At 55.0% G+C, this 25,929-nt stretch carries 21 protein-coding genes; 14 read left to right on the top strand and 7 right to left on the bottom strand.

Annotated features, from left to right (window positions below):
• Window positions 1-38: 38 nt before the first annotated feature.
• The 7 genes from NQF89_RS07850 to NQF89_RS07820 form a co-directional block, all read right to left on the bottom strand.
• Complete coding sequence (locus NQF89_RS07850) at window positions 39-575, bottom strand: DUF3035 domain-containing protein (protein WP_155579711.1); 537 nt, start codon at window positions 573-575, stop codon at window positions 39-41.
• Window positions 576-657: 82 nt separating this feature from the next.
• The gene (lspA, locus tag NQF89_RS07845) at window positions 658-1,203 is read right to left on the bottom strand and encodes a signal peptidase II (protein WP_230873329.1); all 546 of its coding nucleotides are present in this window, start codon (window positions 1,201-1,203) and stop codon (window positions 658-660) included.
• Window positions 1,200-4,169 carry an isoleucine--tRNA ligase gene (gene ileS, locus NQF89_RS07840; protein ID WP_155573886.1) on the bottom strand — a complete coding sequence of 990 codons (2,970 nt, stop codon included), beginning with the start codon at window positions 4,167-4,169 and terminating at the stop codon, window positions 1,200-1,202. The genes lspA and ileS overlap by 4 nt, the downstream gene beginning before the upstream one ends.
• Window positions 4,170-4,236: 67 nt before the next feature.
• The gene (locus tag NQF89_RS07835; RefSeq protein WP_155573887.1) at window positions 4,237-5,166 is read right to left on the bottom strand and encodes a bifunctional riboflavin kinase/FAD synthetase; all 930 of its coding nucleotides are present in this window, start codon (window positions 5,164-5,166) and stop codon (window positions 4,237-4,239) included.
• A 31-nt stretch (window positions 5,167-5,197) separates the two neighbouring features.
• Window positions 5,198-5,500: a twin-arginine translocase TatA/TatE family subunit gene (locus tag NQF89_RS07830; protein ID WP_155573888.1), complete on the bottom strand. Its 303-nt coding sequence runs from the start codon at window positions 5,498-5,500 to the stop codon at window positions 5,198-5,200.
• 108 nt (window positions 5,501-5,608) lie between these two features.
• A complete protein-coding gene (locus NQF89_RS07825) occupies window positions 5,609-6,085 on the bottom strand; it encodes a CHAP domain-containing protein (protein ID WP_323670736.1) in 477 nt (158 codons plus the stop codon).
• A 26-nt stretch (window positions 6,086-6,111) separates the two neighbouring features.
• Window positions 6,112-6,717: a regulatory protein RecX gene (locus NQF89_RS07820; protein ID WP_155573889.1), complete on the bottom strand. Its 606-nt coding sequence runs from the start codon at window positions 6,715-6,717 to the stop codon at window positions 6,112-6,114.
• Window positions 6,718-6,807: 90 nt separating this feature from the next.
• On the opposite strand from NQF89_RS07820, the gene NQF89_RS07815 reads away from it, so the two are divergent.
• From NQF89_RS07815 to NQF89_RS07750, 14 genes are all read left to right on the top strand, one after another.
• The gene (locus tag NQF89_RS07815; RefSeq protein WP_266137912.1) at window positions 6,808-8,490 is read left to right on the top strand and encodes a D-aminopeptidase; all 1,683 of its coding nucleotides are present in this window, start codon (window positions 6,808-6,810) and stop codon (window positions 8,488-8,490) included.
• Window positions 8,491-8,649: 159 nt separating this feature from the next.
• The gene (locus tag NQF89_RS07810; RefSeq protein ID WP_155579689.1) at window positions 8,650-9,825 is read left to right on the top strand and encodes an aspartate aminotransferase family protein; all 1,176 of its coding nucleotides are present in this window, start codon (window positions 8,650-8,652) and stop codon (window positions 9,823-9,825) included.
• A 13-nt stretch (window positions 9,826-9,838) separates the two neighbouring features.
• Window positions 9,839-10,807 (top strand): ornithine carbamoyltransferase, encoded by a 969-nt coding sequence (gene argF / locus NQF89_RS07805; RefSeq protein WP_266137911.1) that lies wholly within the window; start codon window positions 9,839-9,841, stop codon window positions 10,805-10,807.
• Between the two features lie 50 nt (window positions 10,808-10,857).
• On the top strand, window positions 10,858-11,844 hold the full coding sequence (gene hslO, locus NQF89_RS07800) for an Hsp33 family molecular chaperone HslO (protein WP_155573892.1): 987 nt from the start codon (window positions 10,858-10,860) through the stop codon (window positions 11,842-11,844).
• Window positions 11,841-12,905, top strand: coding sequence for a hypothetical protein (locus NQF89_RS07795; protein WP_266137910.1), 1,065 nt, complete (start codon window positions 11,841-11,843; stop codon window positions 12,903-12,905). The genes hslO and NQF89_RS07795 overlap by 4 nt, the downstream gene beginning before the upstream one ends.
• The gene (locus NQF89_RS07790) at window positions 12,902-13,663 is read left to right on the top strand and encodes a hypothetical protein (RefSeq protein ID WP_155573894.1); all 762 of its coding nucleotides are present in this window, start codon (window positions 12,902-12,904) and stop codon (window positions 13,661-13,663) included. Before NQF89_RS07795 ends, NQF89_RS07790 begins: the two co-directional genes overlap by 4 nt.
• 183 nt (window positions 13,664-13,846) lie before the next feature.
• Window positions 13,847-14,566 (top strand): gluconate 2-dehydrogenase subunit 3 family protein, encoded by a 720-nt coding sequence (locus NQF89_RS07785; protein WP_266137909.1) that lies wholly within the window; start codon window positions 13,847-13,849, stop codon window positions 14,564-14,566.
• Window positions 14,567-14,572: 6 nt separating this feature from the next.
• On the top strand, window positions 14,573-16,366 hold the full coding sequence (locus NQF89_RS07780) for a GMC family oxidoreductase (protein ID WP_266137908.1): 1,794 nt from the start codon (window positions 14,573-14,575) through the stop codon (window positions 16,364-16,366).
• Entirely contained in the window at window positions 16,363-17,706 is a 1,344-nt protein-coding gene (locus NQF89_RS07775; RefSeq protein ID WP_266137907.1) for a c-type cytochrome, read from the top strand. Before NQF89_RS07780 ends, NQF89_RS07775 begins: the two co-directional genes overlap by 4 nt.
• A gap of 241 nt (window positions 17,707-17,947) precedes the next feature.
• Complete coding sequence (locus tag NQF89_RS07770; RefSeq protein WP_155573898.1) at window positions 17,948-21,217, top strand: efflux RND transporter permease subunit; 3,270 nt, start codon at window positions 17,948-17,950, stop codon at window positions 21,215-21,217.
• Between the two features lie 8 nt (window positions 21,218-21,225).
• Window positions 21,226-22,416, top strand: a complete 1,191-nt coding sequence (locus NQF89_RS07765) for an efflux RND transporter periplasmic adaptor subunit (protein ID WP_370513462.1) — start codon at window positions 21,226-21,228, stop codon at window positions 22,414-22,416.
• Window positions 22,416-24,092 (top strand): efflux transporter outer membrane subunit, encoded by a 1,677-nt coding sequence (locus NQF89_RS07760; RefSeq protein ID WP_230880655.1) that lies wholly within the window; start codon window positions 22,416-22,418, stop codon window positions 24,090-24,092. Before NQF89_RS07765 ends, NQF89_RS07760 begins: the two co-directional genes overlap by 1 nt.
• Before the next feature lie 126 nt (window positions 24,093-24,218).
• Complete coding sequence (locus NQF89_RS07755) at window positions 24,219-25,313, top strand: catalase (RefSeq protein WP_266137906.1); 1,095 nt, start codon at window positions 24,219-24,221, stop codon at window positions 25,311-25,313.
• A gap of 3 nt (window positions 25,314-25,316) precedes the next feature.
• Window positions 25,317-25,865: a cytochrome b gene (locus tag NQF89_RS07750; RefSeq protein WP_266137905.1), complete on the top strand. Its 549-nt coding sequence runs from the start codon at window positions 25,317-25,319 to the stop codon at window positions 25,863-25,865.
• Window positions 25,866-25,929 lie beyond the last annotated feature (64 nt).

Below are 25,929 nucleotides of genomic sequence, written 5' to 3'. Positions count from 1 at the left end.
CCGTAAGAAGGCCTCGTAAGAGAGGAGGGCAAACCTCCTTACTTCTTACCGCTTTTCTTTAAAGTAGGCGTAGCGCCTTCTGTAAAGCTCTGCCCTAAAGCCTCTGCCTTTTGGATGCGGCGATTTTCGGCCTCACCATCAACCACACTCCCCGCACGGCCCCCGCGCCAGAAGAGCAGACTATCCACAAAGCCTGCATCAGCATCACCTAGCTCGGCATTAGTCGGTGCATGTGAGGCAGTAGCCGCATTCTTTACAAGGGCTTCTTGGCCTGCACTATCCGCCCCAGCATTAGGATGCAAGGCCGCATCAGGATCCAGCGTCTCAAGAGCTTGCATACGCGGGCTTTCATCGGGACGGTTCGCACTGGCAGAACCCGGTAGAGCCAGTTTCTCCGATGGGGGCATGGAGAGGGGCGCACGCGTTGTGACCACATATTCATCCGGCAAACTACGCTTCAGGCCAAAGCCGCGCGCAACATCGCTACCAGAACAGCCCGCCAGCGCAAGCCCGACCGAGGCCGTAATCCCCAACCGAACCCCATAACGCATAATTGAAGGAGCAAAACGCCGCATGACAGGTTCCCGCATTGCACTGACAAGAAGATAGCTCAATCCTATAGCCGTCCTACCCTTAATGAGCAAGCCGCTTGTCATTTTATCCATGATGTGACCGCCTCTCTACCAAGAAAGAATCAAGCAGCCACAGCCCAACACCACACACAATGGCCGAATCTGCAATATTAAAAACGTACCAAGACCATTGCCCAATATGGAAATGGAGAAAATCCACCACAGCCCCGTAACGTAGGCGGTCAATCACATTCCCAATCGCCCCGCCAATAATCCCACCACAGGCAACACTTACCAACCGGCGGCGCGAACGTGCCAGCACACATAACAGCCCCAGTACAGCTAAAGCCGAAATGATGATAAACACCCATCGCCCATGCCCTCCAAACATGCCGAAGGTCACAGCGTGGTTCCACACCATCGTAAAATTAAGCCACGGGAAGATCACAACACTCCGTTTTGCAGGGAGGTCTAATCCCTGTAAAATCCATGCCTTACTGATTTGATCCACCAATAAGACGAGTAAAGCGACCACCACCCCAACACGCCGCCAACGCGGCGTAGATTGAGACGTCACAGGCGAGGAAGCCTTCGCCTCACTCTGAGGCTCCGGCCCGGTTGGGGACATCATGCGCTTACCGCCTCCACACAGCGCAAGCAGAGATGCGTATGTTCCTCATTCTGCCCCACATCAGGTAGGACACGCCAACAGCGCGCGCATTTCTGCCCATCTGCACGGCGCACCTGTACGGGGTCTGCATCACTACCCTCTTGTAGATGCACTTCCGAAGCCAAGCACAGCGTCGCCCAATCCACACCCTCCGAAGCCGCTTGCTCCTCCGGCGTGAGAGAAAGGATCACTTGTGCTTCCAGCGAGGAGCCAATAAGCCCTTCCCGCCGTGCAGCCTCTAACGCTGTATTCACCCGACGACGTACCTGACGTACCAGCTCCCAATGTTCGATTAAAACCGGGTTATGCCAGCCATCTTCAGGCACGAAGAAACGCTCTGCATGTACGCTGCTTTCCGTCCCAAAACGCGCCTGCCATGATTCTTCTGCCGTAAAGACCAAAGCCGGGGCAAGCCATGTCGTTAAAGCACGATGGAGAATATCCAGCACGGTGCGTGCTGCACGGCGTTTAGGCGAATCCTTCGGGTCGCAATAGAGGCAATCTTTGCGGATGTCGAAATAAAAGGCTGAAAGCTCATTATTGCAGAAATTATGCAGCAGCGGGTAAACGCCATTCCATTGATGAGTCTGCACCGCTTCTTGAATACGCTGATACAGCTCGTAAAGGCGATGGAGGATATATTGCTCCAAAAGCGGCAGGGCCTTACGCGCTTTCTCGGTCGTTTTATAGCGTAATGCGCGCGCGGCATCCTCTGGGAACAGCTTATGCAACACCTTATCAGCTGGGGCAGAAACATCCTCCCACCCAAGCGGGATAGCTTCCTCTGCCTCAAACCCCTCAAGCGCGCCAAGCAACCAACGCAGCGTATTACGCACGCGGCGATACAGCTCGCCTTGTTGTTTGAGAATCTCCTTACTGATGCGGAGGTCCTCATTTGTATCGGAGTTCAACACCCATAGGCGCAATACATCCGCCCCTAGGGTCTCTGTAACATCCTTTGGCCCGATTGTATTGCCGAGGGATTTGGACATTTTCCGCCCTTGGCCATCCAGCACAAAGCCATTGGTCACAACCGCCTTATAGGAGGCCTCACCTTCTGCCCCAACACTCTCCAACAAAGAGGATTGGAACCAACCGCGATGCTGGTCTGAGCCCTCCAAATACAAATCAGCAGGGTAATTCACCCCTTCCTGATGCAGAACAAAGCGATGGCTGCATCCACTCTCAAACCAGACATCGACAATATCAAAGACTTGGTCATAATCGTCCGGGTTGCGGCCTTCACCAAGATAAATGGCAGGGTCCGTATCGTACCATGCATCTGCCCCACGCTCTTGGAAGCTTTGCACCACGCGGGCCATGACCTCCGCATCACGCAGCACCTCACCGGTGCGCTTCTCCACAAATACGGCAATCGGCACGCCCCAAGAGCGTTGGCGAGAAATACACCAATCGGGCCGTTGCTCAATCATGCTGGTTAAGCGGCGGCGCGCGCTTGCAGGAACGAAGGTAATATCCTCCAACGCATTAAGAGCTTTCTCCCGCAGGCCGGGGCCGCCCTCATCACCCTCACGCGGCTCCATCGCGATGAACCATTGCGGCGTTGCCCGGAAAATCACCGGCTTTTTAGACCGCCAAGAATGAGGATAAGAGTGGATAATCTCTGCCTGGGCCATCAAGCCACAAGCGGGCCGACCTGCCTTCTGCGCAACCTCGCGTACCTCGGTCAGCAAGCTGCATACAGGCTGCGTAGCCTTAAAGACATGCACACCGCCAAGCTCTGGCATCCACTCCACATAAGTGCCGTTATCACGGACCTCCTCCGTGACTTCCACCCCATGAGCGCGACAGAGCATAAAGTCATCATGACCATGGGCCGGGGCCATATGAACTAACCCTGTACCGGCATCAGTCGTGACAAACTCTCCCAGCAAGAGCGGCACGTCATAATCAAACCCACGCCCCCGCAAAGGGTGCGCAAACACAGCCCCCTCTAGGGCTTGGCCGGGCAAGCTATGCAGCACATTATAGGCGTTAAGGCCCGCTTCCTCCGCAAAAGCTGTAAGACGATCTTCAGCGATGAGCAGCTTGGCCCCCACAGGCACGAGGCTGCCCTCCTTCACGCTGGTAACCTGAATGACGCTATAGAGAATCTCCGGCCCTGCCGCGAGGGCACGATTGACGGGGATGGTCCATGGCGTTGTCGTCCAGATAACTGCGGAGACACCCTCTAGCTTATGGCCCTCTGTCGGGTCCTTCACATTCGGGAAAGCCACAAAAAGCGTTGTGGAGGTGATATCGTGATACTCGACCTCCGCTTCGGCAAGGGCTGTCTTTTCTACAGGGCTCCACATTACAGGGCGTAACCCACGATAAAGCCGCCCATTGAGCAAAAACTTGCCAATTTCTTCTACAATCTGGGCCTCGGAGGAGAAATCCATCGTCACATAGCGATGATCCCACTCTGCCTGAATGCCTAACCGCTTAAAATCCTCCCGCTGGGCCTCGACCCATTTTGCCGCATACTCACGACATTCCGCACGGAATTGGAGGACAGGCACAGCGTCCTTATCCTTGCCTTTTTTGCGATATTCTTCCTCAACTTTCCATTCAATCGGCAGGCCGTGGCAATCCCACCCCGGCATATAGCGGACCTCCGCCCCATCCATCCGATGCGCCCGGTTGATGACATCCTTCATCACCTTATTAAGCGCATGGCCGATATGGATATGCCCATTCGCATAAGGCGGGCCATCATGAAGGGTGAAGATACGCTCCGCCTTACGTCCTGCCTCGCGAATCTGCTCATCTAGCCCAGTCTCGGCCCATTGCGCCAAAATCTCTGGCTCCCGCTTGGGGAGATTCCCCCGCATAGGAAAAGAAGTTTTGGGAAGGAACACCGTACCGCGATAACGGTCTTGTTGTTCACGAAACAGGGTATCGGTCTTCTCGACAGACTCAGACATGGAATAGGCGCGCCCGCTTAATAGCTAAGAAAATACCCCTATTTATGGAGAGATGCCGCCTCTTTGGTCAAGCCCTTGTGGCAAGAACCTCCCGCGCTTGGGCAGCATCAAGAGCGATATGGGCTTTTAAATCATCCAAGGAAGCAAAGCGTTTTTCCTCCCGCAAAAGGGCAACAAGCTCTACTTTTAGTATCTGGCCGTATAGATCCTCATCAAAATCGAAAAGATGCGCCTCTAAGCGACTTTCCTGCCCATCATTAATTGTGGGACGGCGGCCAATATTCGCCACGCCGGGCACAAGACGCTCATCAGGTAAATGAACACGCACCGCATAAACACCCCGTGCAGGCTCGATATGCTCACCAAGTGCGATGTTAGCTGTTGGGAAGCCAAGCTCGCGCCCGCGCTGGTCCCCTTTCACAACCTCCCCCGTAATAGCCCAATAACGGCCTAATAATTCTGCTGCTTTTTCAGGATAGCCTTCCTGCAATAAACGGCGAATCCGACTAGAGGAAATCGGCCCAGCAACATCAGCAAGAGGCGGGACGATGCTCACACCTACCCCATGGGCAACCAGCAAGGCCTCCAATAAGGCCACATCGCCTTCCCGCCTATGGCCAAACGCAAAATCCGCTCCACAGGCCACATGGGCCACATGCAACCCGCCAATCAACACATCGCGCACGAAGGCCTCCGCCCCTATATGAGAGAAAGCCTCATCAAAACGAGCCTGCACAACACAACTTACGCCTTGCTCCTCCAACGCCTGAGCACGCATCTCCGGGCTCATCAACCGAAAAGACGGGTCTTGCGGGCGAAACAGAGTGCGCGGATGTGGCTCGAAGGTCAAAACCCCTAAGCGGCAGCCGGGGCGGGCCATTTTTACGCTCTGCACAAGATGGACATGCCCCCGATGCACACCATCAAAATTACCAAGGGCAATAGCCGCCCCCCAACAGGAGGGCGGCACAGCCTGCCAATTTGTACAGAAAATCATAACAGCTTTACCGCCGTATCAACGCCACAGCTTAGGAGCGCGGAGGGTGCTGAGGTTCATCATCAGCCATGCGGACATCAGCATGTTGTGTAGGCTGGCCTTGAGGAGGAACATTCGGCTGACCGGCCTGCGGGGCCTGCGCTGGTGGGGCAAGACGCTCCTCCGTCTGAGCGGGAGAGGCCCCTTCTTTATCATCCTCTGCCATACCTTTTTTGAAGGATTTAATCCCTTTGGCAAAGTCCCCCATCAAGCTGCTAATTTTACCCCCACCTCCAAATAGTACCAAAACTATAACGGCAAGGATTACCCAGTGAATCGGACTCATGCTGCCCATAGGACCAAACTCCCTTATAACATTAAGGCCTTCTCCATGTGGCAGGGCCAGCACGATTGTGCAACCCCTCCCCATACATGAAACACCTCAATAATGACGCAAGCCATCCTAACGCATTGGTAAAATAAAGCCATAGGTTGGGTAACGCTCACGCCCCATCTGCCCGGAGGGGGCCCACCATACACGCACAAGCGACCAATCCCCCCGTGCGGAAACATCCTCTACTAGCGCATGACGCTCTATCCGCCCGCCAACCCAGTTGGCATGGTCAACCTCAATTTGCCGCTGCGTACGGATACGCCGCACGACAGACACATGACCATTCGGGATGCGCTTACTTGCCTTAAAAACCAACACGCTCCCCACCGCAGGCTTATGGCTACGCGGATAATGGCCACGAGCCTCCCACCACCATGCTGCCGCCCGACCACGCAATTTGATTGCACTCACCTGCCGTGCATAAGGTGCGCATTGTACCGGGCCATGATAAGAGCCCACCGAGGAACTGCTACAGGCCCCAAGGGCGAGACATAACGACACGGCAAAAAGAGCCATAACCCGCCATGTTATCCCACGCATCACCATGATACTCCCCCTCCCTCAAGGCCGATTTATAAGGACCGGAATGCGATAATCATATCCTCAGCCTCCTCGCGCTCCATCGTCAAAGCGGCTTCAGCAATATCATGTGAAAATCCATTACGCGCAAAAATGGCTAGGAGTTTAAGCCGTTCCTTCTCCGGCCTATCAGGCCGTTGAAACGGCCCGATAGCACGCTTACGGGCCAAAATAAGAGCCGCTGTTAATTCTGCCTGACGGGCCTGCTCATCCCCAACCTCACCCAAACTTTCATCCAATGCCTGTTGAATGGTCTCTCGCTCCACCCCTTTCGCTTGAAGCTGCGCTTGTACGCCCCGGCGTGACCGACCCGACCGCGCCAGATAACGCGCTTTTGAACGCGAAAATACAGCATCATCCACCGCGCCTAGCCGTTGCATATCTTCTATAATCTGCTCAATCCACGGTTGGCAGTCTTGCTCCTTGATAGTGATATCTTCGGCGAACATACCGGCCCGTAAAGCCCGTATGCCCCAACGTTTTACACGCCGTTGCAACATCTGCCGCAAACTTTGCCGCGTGGTGGCAAAGCGGGCCAGATGTGCCAAAGCCGCCTCGCGTAGTTTTTGATAGTCCGGTGCTGGTGGAAGGTCAGACATGCTTTCAGCCTATAGCCTGTCTTGCTCTAAACGTCCAAACTCCCTGCTTAATCACCGCCTGCCCCTAGCCCCGTTCGTGAAGGGACATTTATGTCTGCTCCTCATCCCCACATCTCCCGCTCTGAACGTATAAAGAAGGCTATTACCGCTATTCAGCACCGTTATCCCGGTCCGGGTGGGGCCGTGGCGGTCCTCCATGAAGGGAAGGTTATTGCGTGCCAGACATGGGGCTATGCGTCACTTGAACGCCGAATCCCTTTCACCCCAACAAGTTTGTTTCGTATTTGCTCCATCACCAAACAATTTACCTGCGCGACTATGCTCGCCCGTTATAACGACCCCGAAATCCTCGCCCCTTATATTCGTAAACGCCTCCCCCATCTCCTCTCTGACCCACCAAGCATTGCCCACTTAGCCCATAATCAATCGGGCTTGCGCGATTATTGGGCTGTAGCGATGCTCCATGGTGCAGCGATTGAAGGGCATTTCAGCCCTGCCGATTCTGAGAGAGTGATAGCGGGGACGCGCTCGCTCCATTTTATACCGGGGACATCCTATTCCTACGTGAATCAGAACTTCCGCCTCATTTCCGAAGCGATGGAGGAAGAAAGCGGGCTAAGCTTTGCCTCATTACTCCAAGAGCATATCTTTAAGCCTGTAGGCATGGACCATGCCATCCTCGCCGCCGAGACAACCGCCCTCCCAGACGGGACAACCGGTTATGAAGGCACAAAGGAGGGAGGCTATTGGCCTGCCCGTAATCATATTTATTGGACAGGTGATGCCGGGATGGCAGCCTCTCTTGAAGATATAATCGCATGGGAGCAGTTTATCGACCAACAGCGTGATGACCCTCAAGGCCTCTATAACCGTCTCTGCCCTATTGTACAGTTTGATAACGGCCATAAGGCCCCCTATAGCTACGGCCTCCAGCATGGTAAAATCGCAGGCTACGACATCACCTCACACGGGGGAGCCTTACGCGGTTGGCGGTCTAATCGGCTGCATTGTGCTAAGCAGCGTTTATCCGTGGTTGTGCTTTTCAATCATATGGCCCCAGCCCAACAGGCCGCGGCGGATCTGGCTCATGCCTTCTTAGGTGACGAAGCCGCTAAACCCACCCCCAGCCCTGCACGCTCCTGCCCTACATCCCCCCATATGTTAGAAGGCCTCTGGCTAGATGAGGAAACAGGGCTCTCCGCCCGCATCAGCGCAGCAGAACCGGGGAAATTGCAGCTCCGCTACCTTATGCTGCCGGAAACACTGGATATGATTGACCCCCACCTTGCAGAGAACGGGTCTGTCACGCTGCGGCATATCCACGATAAAACCATGCATACAACGCCGCCTAATAGAACGGAAGGCGCGCATATCCTCATGATTCGCCCGGGGGAAAATCGTCACGCCCTCCTCCGTCCCTACCCCACAACGCCTCAACCCTCCCTAGAGGATCTCACCGGCCTTTATGACTGTGAGGAGCTTGATAACGCCCGCATTACCATTACAAACCAAGGGGGCTTATTATATGGAGGCTTCTCTGGCTTTTTAGGCACTGGACGGATGGAACGGCTAGAACATTTAGGCCCGGATTTATGGGTTCTCCCCTGCCCGCGCGCTTTAGACCATACCGCCCCCGGTGATTGGACACTCCATTTTGAACGCCGCCACGGCCATATCCATCAACTCCGCATTAGCTGTTGGCTGGCCCGGAACCTGATTTATCAACGTCTTCCGAAACATGAAGCGGATAATATAGCCAGAACACCGGCTTAAAGAGCCCTTTTCCCGCATAGAGGAATTGACGCCAGCTCTTTCTCCACGCAGTATAGCATCCTATCCCCCCTGCTCTGCTCCTTCAGACAGGGGCGTTTTCCGTTGGATTAACGGGGACTGGATAGCCATTGTTTTGTCAAAACCGGGAACGCGTCCATCATGATCGCCTCCATCATGCCGAACTATAAACGCTTCGACCTTGCTTTTGAGCATGGCGAGGGCCTCTGGCTTACAGGCACAAATGGACGACGTTATCTTGATTTCGGGGCGGGGATTGCCGTCTCCTCCCTCGGCCATAGCCATCCTGCCCTTGTGGAAGCGATTACCGCACAAGCAAAGAAGCTCATCCATGTCTCCAACCTCTATCAGGTGCCGCAAGCAAAAGCCTTAGCGGACCTGCTCGTAGCCCATAGCTTTGCGGATTCCGTTCTCTTTTGTAACTCTGGGGCAGAAGCGAATGAGGGGCTAATTAAGCTTATCCGCCGGGCACAGTATAAAAACGGCCATCCTGAACGCACGCGGATTATCTGCTTTCATCATGCCTTCCATGGTCGGACATTAGCGACCATCTCCGCCACGGGAAATCCCGCTTATTTGGAAGGTTTCGGCTCCCCCGTAGAAGGGTTTGACCATGTCCCCTTTAACGATATTGAGGCCGTTCGCGCAGCAATCACAGACAAGACCGCTGGCATCCTCATAGAGCCTGTCCAAGGGGAAAGTGGCATCCGTGCTGCAGAGCCTGCGTTCTTACGCGCTTTACGCGCTCTTTGTGATGAAAAAGGGCTGTATTTAGGGATTGATGAGGTCCAAAGTGGGATGGGCCGCACCGGTACATTCTTTGCTTTTGAACATGCTGGCATTACGCCAGATGTCGTCTCCTCTGCCAAAGGGATTGGCGGGGGCTTCCCCCTTGGGGCTGTTTTAGCCCGTGCAGATTTAGCCCAGCATCTCACCCCCGGCACGCATGGCACAACCTATGGGGGGAACCCGCTGGCCTGTGCAGCGGGCTTTGCTGTCGTCAGCGAAATCCTCCGCCCTGGCTTCCTAGAGCATGTCCGCACAACAGGCGCGGCCTTTGGAAAAATGCTCGAGGCTTGTGTTACAGACCATCCCTCCATTTTTGAGGAAGTACGCGGCATTGGGCTGATGCGGGGTTTGCGGTGCCGCATCCCTGTAGGGGAGGTGCTTGAGGCTGTTATGGCAGAAGGGCTCCTCGCCATTGGGGCGGGCGATAATGTATTGCGCCTCGTCCCCCCCCTCATCGCCACAGAAGCAGATTGCGCGGAGGCTTGCACCCGCATCGGGCGTGCAGCTCACGCCCTAAGCAACCAATAAGGAGAGCAGTAGCGTGAGCAACGATTATACCTCATCCCCTCGGCACTTCCTGGATATTAAAGACCATTCCACCGAGACCTTACGCCATATTCTGGACCTTGCGGCCCATATCAAGGCTCTACAGCAAGAACGCAAACGCCCTCTCTGCCCTGGTCTGCCATTAGCCGGACGTGCTTTGGGGCTGATGATGTCCCGCCCCTCCACCCGCACGCGTGTCTCTTTTGAGGTGGGGATGAAGCAGCTTGGCGGGACGGTTAATGTCCTCTCCCCTGCGGATATGCAGCTTGGCCGAGGCGAGAGCATTGCCGATACGGCGCGTGTCCTCTCCCGTTTTTTGGATGTTATCACCCTCCGCACGGGGACAGATGCGAACCTTCGGGAGCTTGCCCGCTGGAGTGATGTGCCCGTCATTAACGGGCTAACGCCAGTCTCCCATCCTGTGCAGATTTTGGCCGATATTCTCACTTTTGAGGAACATCGCGGCTCCATTACCGGCAAAAAACTAGCTTGGATTGGCGATGGCAATAACGTCGCCACCTCTATGATTGAGGCCGCCGCACGGCTAGGCTTCTCCCTGCATCTCGCCACGCCAGAAGGGGAGTTTATGCCCTCTGAAACGGCTGTAAACTGGGCGCGCGCACAGGGCGGTGATATTCAACTCACCCACGACCCGCGCGAGGCTGCCGCGGGGGCTGATGCCATCGTCACCGATACATGGGTCAGCATGGGGGATAAAGATGCTGAAAAACGCCATCAAATCTTCCGCCCTTATCATGTTGATGAAGCCCTCATGGCTCTCGCAGCACCGGAGGCCCTGTTTATGCACTGCTTGCCTGCCCATATAGGGGAGGAAGTCAGCAAGGTCGTGTTTGAAGGCCCGGCCTCTGTTGTGTTTGATGAGGCAGAAAACCGCCTACATGCCCAAAAGGGATTGCTGCTCTGGTGCTTGGGGGAAGATGACCTCTCCGCTTATCAGGGCTGAGAGGGCACACCCCTCTCCCCTCTATCGGGGCCAAAAGGGAGGATAGGACCATGACAAACCCGGTGACAGAAACCACCCCTACAGCCACGACCCGCCCGCAGGATGTGCCAGACCTGACGGTTGCCCATGCGATTACGCCCTTCCATCTCGGCCATGTGCCTGTTCGGGGGCGATTAATTACGCTTGGGCCATTGGCTGATGCCATCCTCTCCCGCCATGATGAACTTCCAGAGCCTGTGCGCGCCCTTGGAGGCCAAGCCCTTGCCTTGGTAGCGGCTATGGCAACGGCTTTAAAGTTTAAAGGCTCCTTCTCCCTACAAGTTAAAGGCGATGGACCGGTCTCGCTCTTTCTGGCCGATTGCACCGATACAGGGGCGTTGCGCTTTACCGCCCGCATGGCAGAGGACTACACCACCCCCCTGCCTGAAACCGCTCCGGGCTTGCTTGGCAAGGGGTATCTGGCCTTTACAGTGGACCAAGGGCCAGAGACGGAGCGTTATCAAGGGATTGTTGGGCTAGAGGGTAAAGACCTCGCCGCCATGGCGACGCACTACTTTCAAACCAGTGAGCAACATGATTGTGCCATCCAACTTTTCTCCCGCTTAACAGAGAGCGGGTGGCAAGCGGGGGCGTTGGTACTAGAGCGTCTGCCCGATAGTGACCCCGTTGCCGGTAATGATGACCAGCAACATTCCGAGGCGACCATCCAAGACCTCTGGGAGACGGCTTGCACCTTTGCTCATACCCTAAAAGCGGATGAATTATTCGACCCTGCTCTTTCAGCCTCTACCCTTATCACAAGGCTCTTTGGCACATTGGGGGTAGAGCTTGCCCCGGCGAGGCCGCTCTCCTTTGGGTGCCGCTGTAGCCGTGCCCGCCTGCAAGGGGTGTTAGAGCGTTTCAGCACGGATGACCTTGACCATATGGCCCAAGATGGAGTGATTTCTATGGAATGTCATTTCTGCAACACGGCCTTCACCTTCCCTCGTGATAGCCTTACGCATCATACAAACACACTCTCTGCCGAGACGCCATGACGGCAGCGCGCCCCGCAGAACTCCACAGCCGGGGACAACCCCTCACGCGGCTTTATCCCGGCTGGGAGAGGGGGGAACGCCTCTCCGGCCCTGCGGGTGTGGATGCTCTAATTCTACATCACCCTAAAACAGGGCAAGAGGCGTGCTGGTGGCTCTCCCCTGATAATGAGCTCTTAGCCTGCCATGCCCTTGCCCTGCGCGGCACATGGCGGGATACGCTCATCAAAACATTGGACCCCACTTTACAAACCATCAGCGCAAGTTTGCTGGATGGCACAGCCCCTCTGCCCACAGAGGAAGCCTTACAAAACGAGACACTTGCCCTGCTCCGCACACTGCCTGCAACAGGACGGCTACAGCTCGTCACGCTCTGGTTCCAAACCATGCGCGCGGCTCTGCATGTTATTCCCCCTGCAACGCTTTTAGAGCATGATGAGGAAAGCCCTTTCTCTAAAGACCTCCTCCAAAAGCTCCTCCGCACACGCCCAGCGGGGCCGCATAGTTTAGCATGCTCCCCTTTTCATGGGGGGATTATCCGCACAAATCTCACTATGATATTGGAGCAAGCTGTTGCATGCCGATTTACAGATGACAAAGAGGGCCTAACTTTCTACCTCTTTTGGCCCAATCAAGATGCCGATGAAAGCCCTGTTAAAGACGCCCCCCCTATTCTTTACCTCCCTCATGCCTCTCTTTTGGTGGGGGATAGCACGCTTACACCCCTTGTCCCGGCTTTTTTACTCTCATGGTTTATCGGAACACCACAATGCGTTGAGGACCTCAAACAGGCCCGGCCCTTCACGTTAGAGGATTATGGTGTCGGCCATGCTTCTGCCTTATGGGATAATAGCGTCTCTAGCCCAAAGAAGGCTGGACAAATCGCCTCTAGCTTTCCATTCTCATCCCTATTATGGGAACAATCTGCTCTCTTGCGGCCTCTATCGCCCTTAGAGGATACAGTGCCGGGTGACGTAACGCCCACACCCGCTAGAAAACAGACAAAGAAACCCTATCAGCCTCGTAAGAAGAAACGTAAAAAAGGACGCAAACGCCGGTCATGACCATAAAACGCTTTACCCCTCTCATGCGCTTCTGGCCGTGCATGGCCCTCCTTTGCGGGCTGGCCTTTTTATCAGGCTGTGCCTCTGATGATGGCCATGAGACCTTCCCAAAAACAGATTATAGCTACCTACCGCCGCTGAATCTGAATGTCGGCCAAATCGCCATCAATAATCAAGTCCAGCCGGGTTATGATGATTTAACAGAACGTAGCCCTGATGACCCCGCTCAGGACCTGCAGCTCATGGCGCATCAAAGATTACACACAACGGGAACCTCCGGCACGGCGCAATTTATCGTCACCCAAGCTGAGATGACGAAATCCCATCACAGCTTTAGCGGGACTTATGGCGTAAAGCTTACGGTGGATGACCCAACCCATCAACGCCACGGCTTCATCACCGCACGCGTCCATCGCACCATTGAGGCCTCCCACTCTTATAGTCTGGAGCGCAACCTCCATACACTCAACGCAGCCCTTATGGATGATATGAATGTCGAGCTGGAATACCAAATCCGCAATCATCTTGCCTCTTGGTTGACTGACGCCACCGGCACGCCACTAAGTGCTACTACCGTCCAAAGCCAAGACCTCTCTAGTACAGAACTCCCCGCGTTGGAGGGCAGCACACAACAACATGCCCCCCTCAACAACACGGTTCCCTCTGCTCCTCACCCCACCTCTACAACATATGAGAGCACAACACCGACAAAGCTCCATTCCCCACCGCCGGGTGTTCTCTCCCTACCACAACATTAAACCTACCTCCTCGCTATAAGGTGAGTACATGACAGCAGATTCACTTGTCTTCTGCGAAGATTTTGCTCACCTTACCGCAGCTTTAACCATCTTTTCATCTCCTCAGGTCCGCCCCACGCGATGACATCATCCCCCTCTCACTCCACTGCCCCATCCCGTACTACATTATCGAGGCGGGGATTTATGAGGGGGACTGGTGCGCTTTCTGGCTCATCATTACTAAGCCATACAGCCCAAGCCCATGCTGATTTAGAGCCCCAACAAACCAAAGAGGCGGAGAATGACCCCGCCCATTATGTGCCGCATTTCTTCACAGCGGAGGAATATCGCTTTCTCTGTTATGCGTGTGAGCGGCTTTTCCCAGAAGATGAAAACGGACCCGGAGCAGTCGCCCTAGCTGTGCCGCGTTTTATTGATAAACAAATGCAAACCCCTTACGGACAAGGGGACCTCTGGTACCTCAACCCTCCATTTGTCAATGGTCCCCCAGAACTTGGCTACCAACTTCCCTACAGCCCGCAAGAGCTGTATCGCCGTACGATCGAACCTATTAATACCCATTGTTTGATGACCTATAACGCCCTCTTTGCAGACCTCTCCACCGCACAGCAGGATGAGGTTCTTCATAAGCTTGAGGACGGCGTCTTGCAGTTTAATGATATTCCCGGGGCTGTCTTTTTTGAGCAATTACGCACCAATACGTTAGAAGGTGCCTTTGCCGACCCCCTCTATGGCGGTAATGACGCTATGGGAGGATGGAAGATGATGGGCTTCCCCGGTGCGCGGGCCGATTTTATGGATTGGGTCAACCAGCAAGGGGCCCCTTATCCGCTTGGCCCTGTTGGTATGCCCCCTAATGTTGCCCCCTATGGCCCTGATGCGCTTCATGATGAGGAAGATTAACCACGCATGACAGACCACGTTACACCGCCTAAAAAGCCAGATGTTCTCATCATCGGGGCTGGCTGGGCTGGCAGCATCATGGCAAAAGAGCTAACCGAGGCTGGCCTGCATGTTACCATGCTGGAGCGCGGACATGACCATAGCACGGCCGTAGAGGGCGCGTATCCTGAATCGATTGATGAATTACGCGGGGCGATACGCAAGCGTCTCTTCCAAAAACTCGCACGTACCTCTCTGACCATTCGCAACCGTCCCGACCAAACAGCCCTTCCCTACCGCCAACTTGCCGCCTTTCTTCCCGGAGAGGGCGTAGGCGGGGCCGGGCTGCATTGGTCAGGCTGTCACTTCCGCACCACAGAGGATGAACTGCGCCTCCATAGCGCAATGCGCGAACGCTACGGGCGTCGCTTCATCCCTCACGATATGCATTTACAAGATTACGGGGTGAGCTATCAGGAGCTAGAACCCTTCTTCGATAAAGCCGAGAAAGTCTTCGGCACAGCGGGCGATGCCGCCTCAGTACAGGGAATCCCTACAGGGCGAGGGAATATATTCGCCCCTGATCGTTCCGCTCATTTCCCCCTGCCGCCGCTGGCTGATACTTTCTCAGCCAGCCTGTTCCGCAGAGCTGCAACCGAGGTTGGGTTTCACCCTTACAGCATGCCTGCTGCTAATGCCTCCCAGCCTTACACCAACCCATATGGCTGCCAGATGGGGCCGTGCAATTTTTGCGGTTATTGCAGCGGTTATGATTGTTATCTCTATTCCAAAGCGTCCCCGAATGTGAACATCCTCCCCGCCCTGCGGCAGGATAAACGCTTCACCCTCATCACACAGGCGCAAGTGTTGGAAATCCTCTTAGATGATGACCGCAAGACCGCCACAGGCGTACGGTATATTGACCTCAAAACACAATCCGAACAGACAATGCAGGCTGACCTCGTCATACTGAGTGCCTTCCAGCTCCATAATGTTCATCTCATGCTCACCTCAGGCATTGGCCAACCTTATGACCCAGTAACGCAAACGGGGGTGATTGGCCGTAACTTCACCTATCAAACCATTACCTCTTCCCGCGTTTGGCTGCCTAAAACGCACTTTACCAACCAATTTGTTGGCGCTGGCGGCGGGGGTGTTGCCATTGATGACATCAACCATCCCGGCCTAGACCGTGGGAAAGCAGGCTTTATTGGTGGCTCACCCATTTGGGTAAACCAAGCAGGGACAAAACCCATCAATGCCGCCCTTAGCAGTGGTGGCAAGGGCGCACCCCGCTGGGGACACGCTTATAAAACAGCCATGATTGACCAATATCGCCACTCTCTCAGTATTGATGCCCATGGCAGCAATATGGCTTATCGCGATGTGTATTTGGACCTCGACCCCACATGGCGCAACGCCTATGGCCAACCCATGTTACGCATGACCTTCACATGGAAGGAGAACGACATCCGCATGAATCAATATGCCGTCCAGCATATTGGTCGGATTGCCAAAGCCATGGGGGCCACTAAGATTGCCCTCAATAGCCTCCAACATGGCCAGAACTTTGATAGCCGCCTCTACCAAACCACGCACCTTAATGGTGGGGTTATCATGGGGGAAAACCCCAAAACCAGTGCGGTGAACCGTTATCTACAAAGTTGGGATGTCTCTAATCTCTTTGTCATTGGCTCTAGCGCATTTCCCCAAGGGTTAGGCTATAACCCTACCGGGCTGGTGGCCGCGCTGGCTTATTGGTCGGCTTACCATATCCGCCATACTTACCTCCGTAACCCCGGCCCTATGGTAACCGCATGACCCACATCTCCCGCGCTTCCTTTTATGCGGCCCTTTATGCAGCATTAGGGCTGCTTGCCATTTTTTCCTCCCCCCTCACCATAGCTCGAGCAGACACCCCCATACCGTCTGCTTTGCTAGAGGAAGGCCATTATCAAGCTATCCTCGGCGATTGCGCTGCCTGCCATACAGCACCGGGCCGCCCTGATTATAGCGGGGGCTTACCCTTTGAGCTGCCCATCGGCACGATTTATTCAACCAATATTTCGCCAGATCCTGTTCATGGCATTGGCCGCTATAGCGAGGCAGAGTTTGCCCGCGCTGTCCGGCTTGGGGTGCGTAAAGATGGCTCCACACTTTATCCCGCTATGCCGTACCCCTCCTATGCGCGGCTAAGTGATGCGGATATCCACGCGCTTTATGTTTATTTTCAACATGGTGTGGCCCCTCAAGCGGTAGCTCCGCCAGAGAATAAAATTAAGTGGCCGCTCTCTATGCGTTGGCCACTACGCGTTTGGCGGTGGCTCTTTGCCCCTAGCATTCGCTATGCCCAGCAACGCACCAATAGCCAATTCACTGACCCAACCTTGGCACGAGGGGCCTATCTTGTCGAAGGGCCGGGCCATTGCGGGGCCTGCCATACACCACGCGGCATCGCACTGAATGAAAAGGCCCAAACAGCCCAAGATGGCCCGCTCTTTCTCTCCGGCGGTGGGGTTGTAGAACAATGGGTTGTCCCCTCCCTGCGGCAAGAAAATCGCACCGGCCTAGGCCGTTGGAGTGAGCAAGATATTGTGGACTTCCTCCGCACTGGTCGCGCTCGCCCCGGTGCCAGCTTCGGAGGCATGACGCCTGTTATCATCCACAGCACCTACGCATTTACAGATAACGACCTCCACGCGATTGCGCGCTATTTACGCACACTAAGCCCCGCCCGCCCAGAAGCCCCTTGGGTTTATGACCCAAGCACGGCAGACGCCCTACGCCGGGGTGATATCACCCAACCTGGCGCACAAACTTATCTGGACCGCTGCGCAGCTTGCCATCGCAGCGATGGGGCTGGTTATGGCACGGTCTTTCCCCCTCTAGCAGGGAACCCTGTCGTGATGACGGATAATCCCACCTCGCTCATCCATATCATCCTCGCGGGCGAGACAATGCACCCCCTCCCTACCGCGCCCTCTGCCTTTACGATGCCCGCTTTTGGCGATGCGCTCTCTGACAAAGAGGTCGCAGAGCTTGTAAGCTTCATCCGCCATAGTTGGGGCAATCACAGCAGCAGCGTTAGTGAAGGCGAAGTACGGCGACTCCGCCAGCATCTGGCTCATCCCACTACAGCACCGACCCTACCGAAGAACTAAAGCAACCAGCCTTCCTTTTAGGTGACATTCTTGTAACATAAACTCATGAAACTACGCTTTATCTGTAGAGGATATGTGAAATGGAAGGAGCTATCTTCTCTCATTTTATTCCCTATACCCCCGGCTTACAAAGCCGTCATAAACTTGACTAAAACAGTATTTAATACGCCGCTCCGTCATTTTTGTTTAAATTAAGACTAACACTCTTTTGCCTTTGCAATAACAGGAAACCACCTGCATCATGAATGCCATTGTCATCACCGCGCTCAAGCGGCCTCTGACCTTTGTGGTCTTGTCGATCTTGATTGTGATGTTTGGGGTAATGTCTGTTTTTAAAACACCAACAGACGTCTTCCCTAATATCAAAATCCCGGTCGTCTCAGCGGTATGGACCTATGGTGGGATGCTGCCAGAAGAGTTTGCTGGCCGCATCATCTATAATTACGAACTCATGGTGACCTCTACCGTAGAGGGCATCGAGCATATGGAGTCCAACTCCTATTACGGGCGCGGGATTGTCACCATCTTCTTCCAACCCGGGACGGAGATTGGCGAAGCAGAGGCAGAAGTAACCGCAATCTCTCAAACAGTCATCAAGCAGCTGCCGGTGAATATCCCAGCCCCGATGATTATGCGGCTGGATGCCTCCTCTGTCCCCGTGATTTCGCTGCAAATTACCTCCGACAAGCAAACACCATCCGACCTTTATAAATTAGCGATGATTCGCGTCCGGCCCCTTCTCGTCACGGTAGAGGGCGCGGTGGTACCGCACCCTTATGGCGGGATGGATAGTTTTGTGATGGTCACGCTGAATCAAGACCAGCTCCGCGCTCATCACCTCTCAGCGATGGATGTGCAAAATGCCATGCATAATCAAAACATCGTCCTCCCCGCTGGTGACCAAAAGATTGATGCTGTGGATTGGATGGTCCAAACCAACGCCACCCCTAAGAGCATGAAGGCTATCGGCAATATCCCCGTCAAACGCGTAGGCAATGCCGTCATTTACGTGCATGATGTAGCCGATGTGTATCGCGGCGGGCATCCACAAACCAACCTTGTGCTGGTCAAAGGCCGACAAGGCGTTGAGGTTGTCGTCATGAAAAGTGGTGAGGCTTCCACGCTAGATGTCGTGGATGGTGTGAAAAAAGCCCTCCCCCGCCTACGAGCCGTCTTACCAGATGATGTCAATGTCAGCATCCTCACAGACGCCTCCATCTTCGTGAAAGACGCGATTAAAGATGTGGTGCGGGAGATGGTCACAGCGGCCTTCCTGACCGGGATTGTGGTGCTGCTCTTCCTTGGCTCGTGGCGGTCTACCGTCATTATTGCCACCTCTATCCCGCTGGCCATTCTCTGCTCTGTCATCGGGCTAAGCTGGGCTGGTGAATCCATCAATGTCATGACCCTTGGCGGGCTGGCTCTCGCTGTTGGTATCCTCGTTGATGATGCCACGGTGATGATTGAAAATATCGATACCCATCTTGAGATGGGTAAAGAGCTTGAGCCTGCTATTATTGATGCAGCGAATCAAATTGTCACAGCGACCTTTGTTTCCACCACCTGCATCTGCATTGTGTGGCTCCCTCTCTTTGAGCTTGGAGGGGTAGCGGGGTATCTCTTCCGCCCCATGGCAGAAGCGATCATCTTTGCGATGATTGCCTCTTTTATCCTCTCCCGGACACTCGTCCCCACCATGGCGAAATATCTGCTCGCTAATCATAACCATGGCCATGATATTCCAGATAAAGAGCAGCATATTGCCGATAGCAACGCCGCTGCTATAGCCGCAGGCCACCCTGCCCAACGTGGAGATGGGACAGATAGCCATAACCGTTCCGCTCCCCTACCAGCACGCAGCGGCTTTATGGGAGCTTGTATCCGCTTCCAACAAAGCTTTGAGGAAAAGTTCAATCTCTTTCGCGATAGCTATTACGCTCTCCTCGTCCGCTGTGTGGAGCAACGTAAGCTCTTTGTCGGGGTGTTCTTAGGGCTTTCTGTCCTCTCTTTGGGGCTCTACCTCACTGCGGGACGGGACTTCTTCCCGGAGACAAAATCCAACGCTCTACAAATGCATATGCGTGCCCCACTAGGCACACGTATTGAGGTTGCAGGGCGTATCGCTGCCCTCGTCTCTGACCGTATCGAGCGTGACCTCCCCGGCCAAGTGGAAGAAATTGTCAGTAATTGCGGCCTGCCAGAAGGGGCGCATAATCAGGCCTTTATCCCAACACCTACCATCGGCACGCAAGATTGCGACCTGACCATCGCCCTCAAAAATGAGGCCTCCCCGGTATGGGATTATCGTGCCCTACTGCGTAAAGACCTCTCCGCGCAATTCCCCGGTACGGTCTTTACCTTCCAACCAGCGGACCTGACAGCCAAAATCCTCAATTTTGGCTCCCCCGCGCCGATTGATATTCAAATTAACGGGCCAGATATTGCCGATAATTACGACTATGCGCGTAAAATCATCGCCCGCTTACGTCATATTCCCGGCACGGCGGATGTGGTCATCCAGCAAACGATGAAAACACCCACCTTGATGATTCGTGGTAACCGGACCTTCAGTATGGCCACCGGCCTCACCGAGGCCGACCTCGCCAATAACCAGCTTATGACACTCTCCGGCTCCAGCACGGTGGACCCGCAATTCTGGCTCGACCCCAGTAATGATGTCACCTTCCCGCTCAATACCTACGTCTCTCAAGACCAGCTCACCCATTTGAGCGACCTGCTGACCATCCCCGTCGATAAAGGCGATGGCAACCCAACCGGGACGGGGGACCAGTTGCTCGGCAGCATCAGCACTGTTGTGCCAACAGGCACACCGGGCGAGGTCTCACATTTTAACTCCATGCCCGAAGTTGATATTTACGTCTCGACCGAAGGGCGCGACCTTGGGGCTGTGCTGGCAGATGTTAAGCAGGTCATCGCCGATACCAAGCCCCTCCTGCCCAAAACGGCTGCAACAGACATCCACGGGGCAGCGGTGACGATGTATAGTGCTTATAGCCAACTCGTCCTCGGGCTGATGGTCTCCATCGTGCTGATTTATCTGCTCATTGTCGTGAACTTCCAATCTTGGACGGACCCTTTCATCATCATCACCGCCCTACCCGGCGCGTTAGCGGGGATTGCATGGGCCTTATTCCTCACCGGGACACGCCTCTCCGTCCCGGCTCTGACGGGGGCCATTATGTGCATGGGGACAGCAACGGCGAACTCCATCCTCGTTGTATCCTTCGCAAGAGAGCGGATTGAGCTCCACGGCGATGCCCTACGCGCTGCAACAGAGGCCGGGCGAGAGCGTATCCGCCCCGTGCTGATGACAGCCCTTGCTATGATTGTGGGGATGATCCCCATGGCGACCTCCAACTCCACCAATGCTCCCTTAGGCCGGGCTGTTATTGGTGGGTTGATTGTCGCCACACTCTCCACGCTCCTGTTTGTCCCCTGTGTTTACGCCATCATCCATAACCGTACTGCCTCTCATAAGGAGACCATCTAATGGCCAGCATGTCTCGCAACCGTAAATTACTGCTCGGCCTGATTGCCTTAGTGCTGGGCCTTTACATTGCCTCATTATTGATAGGCCGCATCGCCCATATGGCCCATCTCCATAACGTAGCGGAGGAAAGTGCCGTCCCCAATGTCGCGGTCATTCTGCCTCATAAGGCTGATAGCAAGGTAAGCCTCACCCTCCCCGGCACGATTGACGCATGGTACCAAGCCCCCATTTATGCTCAGGTCTCTGGCTATGTGAAAATGTGGTACAAGGATTACGGGGCTGTCGTTCATCAAGGCGATGTCTTAGCCGAGATTAACGCCCCCGCTTTGGATGCCCAATATGCCCAAGCGCGTGCTGACCTCGACGCCCAACAGGCCCGCTATAATCTGGCCTCTGTCACGGCTAACCGTTGGCGGGCCATGGGCAAGTCCCAGGCTGTATCGGGCCAGTCTGTCTCTGTTGCCACAGCGGATGAAAAAGCCGCCCTCGCTACATTAGAGGCCGCCCAACGTAACCTGGACCATTTCGCCGCATTGGAGAAGTTTAAGCAAATTGTCGCGCCTTTTGATGGCGTGGTAACGGAGCGTTCCATCAATGTGGGGGATTACGTCAATAGCGGTGGGGGCCAGCTTAATGCCACCGGTGGCGCGTCTGAGCTGTTCACCGTGGCAGATACGCACCGGCTGCGCTTGTTCGTCTCCGTACCGGAAATCTTCTCCTACATGCTGACAGACGGCCTCACAGCGCACATCCATGTCCCACAATATCCGGGCCGGACTTTTGAAGCCAAGTTCCTCACCGCCTCGCTCGGTTATGACCCTAACACACGGACAGCCGTCTCCGAGTTCACCTTGGAGAATAGCGACCATGCCCTCTGGCCGGGGACCTTCGCCTCAGTCGAGCTGAAAGCCAATAATAACGCGGCTCATTTGCTGAAAATCCCCACCGGTTCGCTCGTCTTTCAAGAAAAAGGCATGCAAGTTGCCACGGTGGATGCAAAGAGCCATGTGCATTTTAAAAATATCCGCGTTGGTAAAATGGCTGATAGCTCTACAGAGGTCCAAGCGGGACTTAATGCTGATGACCGCATCATCAATAACCCACCGGCTGACCTACTAGAGGGCGACCCCGTCCATATCGTCACCCCTGCGCGTGGTTATAACCAAAGCGGCTGGGAAGAATCCGGGGATGATGACTAATGCCTAGCATGACAACCACACCCTCCACCCTCGCCAGCCCTGTACAAAAAACACGCCATTGGCTGGGGCGGCTTGCCCGCCATACAGCCCTTGGGAGTGGCCTGCTGGCCCTCACCGCCCTGGGCGCGTGTGACCTCGCCCCACGCTATGAGCCTCCGCATTTTGTCGTACCTGATAGCTGGCAGGGCCAAGCCCCTTTTGCTGTCGCCCAGCCAGCTGATGCCACCTTACCTACAAACTGGTGGACCCTCTTGCATGACCCGCTCCTTGATAAGCTAGAGGACCGCGCCATTGCCGAGAATGGCGACCTCCAAGCTGCGGCGGAACGCTTCCTCCAAGCACGCTCTTTAGTCGCTAAAGCACGCGCGGGCCTTCTGCCTCATCTCAGCCTTGATGTAGGCGGGTCTGATAATAAACAATCAGCCGATAGGCTCTTTCGTAACGGGGCTACGCTAACCCAAACGCAAGAGGAATATGCAGGCCTGGCCTCATGGGAGCCAGATATTTGGTCCTCCATCCGTAACCGGGTGAGAATAAACCGGCAAGCTGCTCAACAATCGGCGGCACAATTTGCGATGGCACGCCTCAGCTTGGAGGCCGAGCTTGCAAGTGATTACATCCAGCTGCGCGGCTATGACGCACAGATTGCTATCTATCAACAATCCATCGCCTATTATCAGCGTGCGCTTAATGTCACACGCACACAACTGAAATATAAAGCCGCCCCCCGGTTAGACCTCGCCCGTGCAGAGGCACAGCTCTACACCACACAAGCCGCGTTATATGACATCCAAGCCGCCCGTGAGGTGACAGAACATGCGATTGCTGTCCTGACCAATAGTGCGCCTTCTAGCTTCCATATCGACCCGGTAACGGCGTTGGACTTCCACCAACCTTCAATCCCCACCGGGGTGCCATCAGCCTTGCTGCAACGCCGGCCTGATATTGCCAGTGCAGAGCGGGAAATGGCCCAAGCAAACCGTGCTATCGGCATTGCGCGCGCCGCCTTTTACCCGCATTTCTCCCTCAATGCGGATGCAGGCTTTGAGGCCAATGGCTTCAAGCTGGCCAATCTTGCCAACTCCCTCTGGACATATGGCGCACGGATGAACATCCCCCTCTTTGATGGCGGGATTCACCGTGCTGAGCTGCAACGCTCTTGGTCAGCTTATCGGGAAACACGGGACCAATACCGCACGACCGTCCTCTCGGCCTTCCGCGAGGTGGAAGATGGCCTCTCCCGCACCAATCGCCTCGCGTTGGAGAACCAAGCCCTCCAAAAAGCTGTTAATGCGAATATGGAGACCCAGAATATGACCATGACGCTCTACCAAGGTGGGGTCGGCACATATCTGGATGCTATCTTCAGCCAAGAAAACACCCTCCGCAGCCGCATTGCGCAAGTGGAAGTTGCTACACGGCTTTACCAAGCAGATGTTGCCTTAATCCGCAGCCTTGGCGGGGGCTGGGATGTAAAAGACCTCCCCAATATGGGCGAGACCCTCTCGGTCGGGGCCTTCCAATATGAAGGGCTGCACCACCCCAAACAGGTGGGTGATGTCCATGCCTCCGAACATCCCGAAGCGCATGAGGACCTCACTCATGATGCCCCCGATGCTGTAGGCCGTGGCACCAATGCTCATCTCAAACCGTTGCCCATTGGGGCCATGCCGTAACGCAACACCCGCCCCATCGTGATGGTCTCACGTCATGATGGGGCATAGTCTTTTCTTCCTGTTACCCCATACATCTGATAAGCCTGAAAGCACGTTCCTCATCTTTTGCGAAGGAGATGCTCTCTTATGGCGCGCTCCCCCCATTCAGCGAATCCAGCCCGCTGGGCTGCTGTCATTCTGCCACCTTTATGCTTGGGTGGCTTTCTAGCGTGGTCGGCTGGCTTATTAACCCCGGCCTCCATCTCGCCCTCCCATTTTATGCAACGCTTCCATAATGCTGGGGCCCCTAATACAGGATTCCGCCGCGCCCATGCCAAAGGGATGTGTGTAACAGGCTGGTTTGACCCCTCACCAGAAGGCCGCGCCCTCTCCCATGCAGGGGTCTTTAAAGGGGAGCATCTTCCCGTTATCGGGCGTTTCTCACTCGCACCCCCGCTGCCTTATTTGCCCGATAACCCTAACATAGCCCGCAGCTTAGCCTTGCAGATTCGCACGCCTTCGGGGGATGATTGGCGCATGGCCCTTGTTGATGTACCGTTACAATCCATGCGGGACATTGCTGATGCTTACGCCTTCTTCAAAGCCGCACGGTTAGACCCTGTAACCCATAAGCCAGACCCGGAGGCAGTTAAGGCCTATGCCGCCCAACGCCCTTGGCTAAACACCGCCTTTGAGCAAGCAAAAGCCCATCAACAAACATCCGACCTGACAAACGATACTTATAACAGCCTGGACAGCTTCATCCTGACAAATGATGCGGGGAAGAAAACAGCCGTCCGCTGGGCTGTACAGGCAAAAGAGCCTTTCCGCCCGGCTGAGGGGAGCGGTGCGAATGATGGCAATTACCTCTTTAAACGCTTAGTGCAAACGCTAGATGAACGCCCCCTAAGCTGGGATATTGTAGCCACCATTGCCCGTGAGGGCGACCCGGTGAACGACCCCAGCCAACCTTGGAATGACGCAGACCAAAAAGTTACCGTTGGCACTGTAACCTTCACCAAAGCTTATAGTGAGGATGAAAATCCCTGCGGCCCTATGGTCTTTGACCCCACCATCCTCCCAGAGGGCATCAGCGTCTCGCAAGACCCTTTACTTGCCCTGCGAGCCTCGGTGTATATGAAGTCTTACGCAACACGCTCTGCTGAGCATAAAACGCCGAGCATGGTCACCCCTAACGATGTCGCCAACCCGACCCTCACATCAGACGAGAAGGGCCAGTAAGCTATGTCACTTCCGCAAAATACGGGTAAGGCTGCGCCCTTCCCTCGCCTCTCCATCATGCTTCATTGGGTCATGGCCGCACTCATCCTTGTGATGCTCTTTGTCGGGCTGTTTATGGCGCATATATCGAGCATCCATTATGCGGGCCTCTTTACATTGCACCGCACGGTCGGGTTCCTCCTCCTACTGCTCGTGGTCATCCGGCTTATTAACCGCTTTACCAATCGCACACCGCCCCTCCCGGCAGACCTCCCCAGCCCCATGAAACTCGCCGCCCATCTCTCCCATATCCTGCTCTATGGCTTCATGTTCGCCTTACCGCTGGTTGGCTGGGCTATGCTCTCAGCCGGGGGCTACCCCATTACCTTATGGGGCGGTTGTCACATTCCGCCTCTTATGGGCTTTCATCCCCATCTATGGGGTGCGCTACGCTGCCTACACAGCCTGCTCGCCTATGGGCTCATCCTCCTCATCCTCGCCCATATCGGAGCGGCCCTACTACACGGCGTCATCCGCCGCGATGGTGTCATGGGCTCCATGTTGGGGCGGTAACCAATCCCAATTTGGCACAAAACACATAAAAAAGGCGGCCCTTTTACAGGACCGCCTTTTCCTT

Source organism: Bombella pollinis, assembly GCF_026385485.1.
In the GTDB taxonomy this organism is placed as follows: domain Bacteria; phylum Pseudomonadota; class Alphaproteobacteria; order Acetobacterales; family Acetobacteraceae; genus Bombella; species Bombella pollinis.
This window is presented reverse-complemented; position numbering and strand designations above follow the sequence as displayed.